Origin of the sequence: Actinomadura parmotrematis, assembly GCF_019458805.1 — a bacterium.
Classification (GTDB): Bacteria; Actinomycetota; Actinomycetes; order Streptosporangiales; family Streptosporangiaceae; genus Spirillospora; species Spirillospora parmotrematis.
This window is the reverse complement of the sequence record NZ_JAIBOA010000004.1, coordinates 404956-410988: the sequence shown is the minus strand read 5'-3', so window position 1 is coordinate 410988 and position 6033 is coordinate 404956. Positions and strand designations below refer to the sequence as shown.

Annotated in this window: 3 protein-coding genes; all 3 read right to left on the bottom strand. The window is 78.8% G+C overall.

Annotated elements, in window-relative coordinates; all coding sequences use genetic code 11:
• Window positions 1-233: 233 nt before the first annotated feature.
• Window positions 234-1184, bottom strand: coding sequence for an AMP-binding protein (locus tag K1Y72_RS09245; protein ID WP_220165115.1), 951 nt, complete (start codon window positions 1182-1184; stop codon window positions 234-236).
• 89 nt (window positions 1185-1273) lie between these two features.
• On the bottom strand, window positions 1274-2773 hold the full coding sequence (locus K1Y72_RS09240) for a class I adenylate-forming enzyme family protein (protein WP_220165113.1): 1500 nt from the start codon (window positions 2771-2773) through the stop codon (window positions 1274-1276).
• Window positions 2774-3292: 519 nt separating this feature from the next.
• A complete protein-coding gene (locus K1Y72_RS09235) occupies window positions 3293-5773 on the bottom strand; it encodes an ATP-binding protein (protein ID WP_220165112.1) in 2481 nt (826 codons plus the stop codon).
• Window positions 5774-6033 lie beyond the last annotated feature (260 nt).

Below are 6033 nucleotides of genomic sequence, written 5' to 3'. Positions count from 1 at the left end.
GGGGGGGGGGGGGGGGGGGGGGGGGGGGGGGGGGGGGGGGGGGGGGGGGGGGGGGGGGGGGCGGGGGGGGGGGGGGGGGGGGGGTTCGGCCATCCCCCCGGCATGGCCGAACCCGCCTCGCCGCTTCCCCCCTCATCCCCCCGGATCGGTGGTCGTTGCGCGGGGCGCGTCCGTGGGCGGCGGGCGCGATCACGGGTCTTCGCGGCGGGTTCCCGCCCCGCTTCCCGCCTCGGTCAGCCGAGGGTGGCGGCCGTCCAGCCGTGGCGGGTGCGGCACGCCTGGACGACCTCGGGGTCGGGCGCCCCGGTGACCAGCAGCCGCACGCCCGGCAGCGGCATGCGGGCGTGGTCGTAGACCAGCGCGCGCAGCTTGGCGGGCGTGACGACCGCGACGGACGCGCGGTGCTCGCCGATGGCGGCGAGGAGGGCGTCGGTGCCCGGCTCGGGCACGGCGGCGAGCGCCGCGCCGTGCGCGAGGCACAGGTCGATGAGCGCGATCCAGGTCGGCTGCGACACGTCGAAGGGGCTGCAGGCGAGCACGTCGCCCTCGGCGAGGCCGATCGCGCCGCCGAGCCGGTACAGGTCGGCGAACCGCTCGGCGTGGGTGATGCCGTCGGGCGGGTCGCAGAGCAGCAGCGCCAGGTCGCGGAGCGGGTCGGCCGGGGCGACCGGGCCGGGCCCGGGGTCGGGCGCGACGGCGGGCGCGCCGGCCTCGACCAGGCGCGCGAACGGGATCGCGCCGGGCACGTTGCCGAAGGAGAACACCTGCCGCACGTAGGAGCGTTCGGTGGCGACGACCGAGCGGGCCGCGGTGTCGACACCGGTGATCAGGAAGCGGGCGCCGGTCTCGGTCATCATCGCGCCGAGCGCGGCGACCGAGGCGTCCACCGGCAGCGGGGCGGGCACCGCGCCGGCGGCGCTCACCGCGTGCACCGCGAGGGCCAGCTCGCAGGCGCTGCCCAGGTGGACGGCGGCGACGTCGCCGGGCCGCACGCCGAGGCGGCGGAGGCCCGTCGCGGCGGCCGGGACCGCCTCGGCGAACCGCGCGTAGCCGAGCTCGTGGGCCGGGTCCATCAGGGCGGGCCGCACCGGGCGGCGCGCGGCGTGCTCGCGCGCCGCGGCCAGCACGGCCTCGGTGACGGTGGTGTCGGACACGGCCGCCGGGCCGCGGGATCCATCGAGCATGCGGTGAAGGTAGGTGCCGAGGCCGCGGCCCCGCATCGCAAGATGTGTGTAGAGCGATGTGTAACCGGCGGCGCGGCCGGCGCCGGAGGTCATGCCGTGAGCCCCGCCTTCGCCAGCAGGGCGCGGCGGCGCACCCGCCCGTCCGGGCCGCGCGGTATGCGGTCCACGACGTGCACGGCGGCCACCTTGCGGAACGCCGGGACCTGCGCGTTGACGTAGGCGAGCAGGTCGGCGGCGCGGGCCGGGCCGGCGACGACGGCGAAGGCGTGCGGGACGAGGCCGAGGTCGCTGTCGGGGGCGGGCGCGACGACGGCCTCGGTGACGGCGGGGTGCGCGGCGAGCACCGCGTCGGGCTCGGCGGCGGGTTCGGCGGCGCCGTCCCCGACGCGGCCGAGGACGTAGACGCGGCCGTGCTCGTCGGCGAAGGCGGTGTCGCCGGCGGGCAGCCAGCGGGGCGCGGCGCCGGCGACGTGCACCGCGGGCAGCCGCAGGCAGAGCTCGCCGGGCTGGTAGGCGGGCTGGTCGGTGCCGGTGGCGGGGTCGACGACGCGGCAGGCGATGCCGGGCAGGCCGCGGCCGACCGAGTCGAGGGTGCCCTCCTCGGCGGCGCGCAGGTTGAGGTGGGTGAGCCCGGCGGCCTCGGCGATGCCGTACGCCTGCCGGACGGGCAGGCCGAGGCGGTCGGCGCAGGCGCGGGCGGCGTCGGCGCCGAGCGGGCCGCCCGCCGACACGATCGCGCGGAGCGCGGACAGGTCGTGGCGGCCGGCGGTGCGGTCGGCGGCGAGCGCCTCGACCAGCGCCGGGGTGAGCAGCGCGAGGGTGACGCGGTGGTCGGCGAGGGTGCGCAGCAGGTCGTGGCGGCCGGCGGCGGGCCGCGCGACGACCGTGGCGCCGAGCCGCAGCGCCGGGTTGAGCAGGCCGTTCAGCGCGAGGGTGTCGGCGAACGGCAGCGCCGACAGGACGGTGTCGGACGCGCCGACCATGCCGGAGCCGGCGGTCCGGACGAGCGCGGCGACGACCTCGGCGTGGGTGAGGGTGATCGGCCGGGGCGGGCCGCCGCGCCCGCGGGTGGCGGTGACGAGCGCGGCGTCGCGGGCGGGGTCGACGGGCACGTCGGGGGCGGCGCCGCCGGCGAGCAGGCCGGTGAAGGGCCGGGCCCCGGGCACGTCGCCGAACGCGAAGACGGTGGCGGCGGGCGGCGCCGCGTCCGCCAGCACGGGGCAGGTGACGAGGACGCGGGCGCCGGCGGCCGCGGTGAGGCGGGCGGCGTCGGCCGGGGTGGCGCCGGTGCGCAGCGGGAACGGGACGGCGCCGGCGGCGGCGACCGCGTGGAAGGCGACGGCGAACTCCGGGCCGTCGGGCAGGTGCAGCGCGACGACGGTGCCGGGGGCGACGCCGGCGCGGGCGAGGCCCGCGGCGGCCGCGCCGACGGCGGCGGCCAGCTCGGCGTGCGTCGGCCCCTGCCCAGTGGCGGCGTCGACGACGGCGGGCCGGTCGTGGCGGCCGGGGTCGCCGGCGGCGCCGAAGACCGCCTGGGCCATGGTGACGGCCGGGTAGGCGAGCGTCGTGTCCGCACCGCTGGAGATCATGCCTCGACGGTAACCGGACCGACACCGTCCGCACATGCGCCACAATGTGCAACCCGCTGAGTATCCGGCCCGCTCCCCGGCCCGGGGGCATGTGTACACACCCCCGTACACCCCCCTCCCCCGCCCACGCCCTTCCCCGGCGATGACCACCCGGCCATCCCTCGTCGAGATGCGGCGTGTTGGGCACTTTGAAGATCGAAAGTGCCCAACACGCCGCAAGTCAACGAGTGGTGACCATGTGGTCATGCCTATCTGGGCAGACGGCCGCCGCGGGCCGGCGTCGGACGAACCCGGGCGAGCGATGCGAGCGGCCGAGGTGGCGCTGCGCGAGAGGTGGCGTGACGGCGCGAGAAGCCCGCGCGAGGCGCTGGAGACGCGAAGCACGGAAAGCGCGAAGTGCCCCCGGGGCCGAAGCGCGGAGGAGAAGCGCCGTAGCGCGAGGCGCGGGGGGTGAGGCGCGGGGGGTGAGGCGCGGGGCGTGAGGCGCGGGGCGTGAGGCGCGCGGCGTGAGGCGCGGGGTCAGGGGTGGGGGTCGGGGGGGAGGTGGTCGACGGACCAGGCGGCGACTTGGGCGCGGGAGCCGAAGCCGAGTTTGGTGAGGATGTTGGTGACGTGGCGGGCGACGGTCGCGGGGCTGATGACGAGCTCGTCGGCGATGGCGCGGTTGGACAGGCCGCGGGCGACGAGGCGGGCGATCTCGCGTTCGCGGGCGGTCAGGGTGCTCGGCGGGGCGGCGGGCTCGCGGGGCGCCGGGACGGTGCCCGCGGGCGCGGCGTCCCCCGGGGGCGAGGCGGCGTCGCCGGGGTCGCGCAGGGCGAGTTCGGCGGCGGCGTCGGAGCTGAGGACGCGGCCCTGCGCCCACAGCCGGGCGACGAGGGGCTCTCCCAGGGCGCGGCGCAGCGGTTGCAGGACGGCCTCCATGCGGGCGCCGCCCGCCGGGCGGGCCGCGCGGCCGGTGGCGTCGCGCAGGCCGCCGGCGGCGCCGGCGAGCAGCACCGCGCCGCGCGCGTCGCCTTCGGCCGACAGCAGCGCGGCGAACGCCTCCAGGCAGCGCGCGACGTCCAGGCGGATGCCGGTGGCGCGGCTCAGTTCCAGGCTCTCGGCGAGGGCGCGGCGGGCGGCGGGCAGGTCGCCCTCGGCGAGGGCGACGCGCCCGAGGCCCGACAGCGCGCGCGCGGACTCGGGGCGCGCGCCGATGTCGCCGAGGACGGGCAGCGCCTCGGCGTAGCAGGCGCGGGCGGCGGCGTGGTCGCCGCGCAGCGCGGCGAGCCGGGCCAGGCCGATCAGGGCGTGCGCGGCGCCCCACAGCTGGCCGATCTCGCGCATCCCGGCGAGGCCGGTCTCCAGCAGCTCGCCGGCCTCGCGCAGGCGGCCCTCGCGGATGCGCAGGTAGCCGCGGGCGATGCGGGCGTAGGCGCGGTTCCACTCCTGGCCCTCGGCGGCGCCGACCGCGTCGGCCTCGTCCAGGCGGGCGGCGGCCTCGGCGAGCCGCCCGGCGTGGGTGTGGGCCTCGGCGAGGGTGACGAGCGCGATCGCGGTCATGAAGTCGTCGCCGGCCTTGCCGCAGGGTTCCAGGGCGCGCTCGGCGAACGCGGCGGCCTGCGCGAAGTCGCGGGCGCCGACGGCGAGCTGGGCGCGGCCGGCGAGGGCGGGGCCGAGGACGTAGGCGGGCTGGTCGCCGGCGGCCAGGAACCGGTCGGTCCAGGCGGTCCACTCCGCGACCCGGCCGCGGGTGATCCAGTAGGTGCGCAGGCCGGTGCAGATCCGCAGGCCCTCCTCGGCGCCGCCGTGCTCGGCGGTCCAGGCGAGCGCGGCGCGCACGTTGCCGAGCTCGACGTCGTAGCGGCGGAACAGCGCGACGCGCCCGGCCCAGTCGGCGGGGATCTCGGCGAGGGCGATCTCGCCGTCGCGCTCGACGCCCTCCAGGACCGCGTCGCGGTGCCGGTCGCGGACCTCGGTCTCCTCGCCGGCCTCGGCGAGCTGCTCGGCGGCGTACTGGCGGATGCTCTCCAGCAGCCGGAACCGGGTCTCCCCCGCGACCTCCTCGCCGACGACGACGAGCGACTTGTCGACGAGCGCGGTCAAAAGGTCCAGCAGGTCGTGGCCGGCGAGGCCGGTGAGGAAGGGCCCGTCGTCGGCGCACACCTGCTCGGCCTGGCCGAGCGTCCAGCCGGCGAACACCGCGAGGCGGCGCAGCAGCACCCGCTCGGGCGCCGACAGCAGGTCGTGGCTCCAGTCGATGGCGGCGCGCAGCGTGCGCTGGCGCAGCGGCGCGGTGCGGTCGCGGTCGCCGGCGCTGAGCAGCTTGAACCGGTCCTCCAGCCGCTCGGCGATCTGCTCGACCGACAGGACCCGCACCCGCGCGGCGGCCAGTTCCAGCGCCAGCGGCAGGCCGTCCAGGGCGCGGCTGACTTCGGCGACGGCGCCGGTGGCGGCGAAGTCGGGCCGCACGGCGCGCGCGCGCTCGACGAACAGCCGGACGGCGTCGGCGGGATCGAGCGGCGGCACCCGCCACACCGTCTCGCCCGCCATGCGCAGCGGTTCGCGGCTGGTGGCGAGCAGCCGCAGCCCCGGGCAGCGGGCGAGCAGGACGGCGGCGAGCGAGGCGCAGCCCTCGACCAGGTGCTCGCAGTTGTCCAGCACCAGCAGGGCGGGCCGGGCGCCGAGCGCGTCGGCGACGCTGTCGGCCGCCGACCGCCCCTCCTCCTCGGTGATCTGCAGGGCCGCCGCGACGCGCCGCCCGACGGGGTCGGGCGAGGCGTCGGTGCGCACGTCGGCGAGCTCGACGAACCAGACCGGCCCGGCGCCGCGCCCGGCGAGCGTGCGGGCGACGCGCACCGCGAGCCGGGTCTTGCCGATGCCGCCGGGCCCGGTCAGGGTGACGGCGCGCAGCGTCTCCAGCAGGCCGCACAGGTCGGCCACGTCGCGGTCGCGGCCGATGAAGGTGTCGGTCTCGACGGGCAGGTCGGCGGGCGTTGCGGGAGTCTTCAGCGGTGTCATGCGCCTAGGGGGGTCCTTGCCGCGCACGACGCGGTGCGCGGCGGGGTGCACGGGTTGTCGTGGGCCGGGAACGGCGGTGTCCTTCCCGTGAGTGTGTCATCCGTCACGCTCCAGCGTCCCCGCTTTCCGGCGCCTTGACTATCTTCCTTCGCTTTACCCGCCCCGCCCGTCAGGCCCCGGCGGCGCGTGCGGGGCGGCGGGGAACACGCCGGTGGGGCGCGGATTCCCGTTCTGTCGGTGCGGGGCCGTACGGTAGGTCG

Coding starts and splice junctions, on each gene's coding strand:
- K1Y72_RS09245 (WP_220165115.1), bottom strand. CDS start 1,184: ATGCTCGATGGATCCCGCGGCCCGGCGGCCGTGTCCGACACCACCGTC.
- K1Y72_RS09240 (WP_220165113.1), bottom strand. CDS start 2,773: ATGATCTCCAGCGGTGCGGACACGACGCTCGCCTACCCGGCCGTCACC.
- K1Y72_RS09235 (WP_220165112.1), bottom strand. CDS start 5,773: ATGACACCGCTGAAGACTCCCGCAACGCCCGCCGACCTGCCCGTCGAG.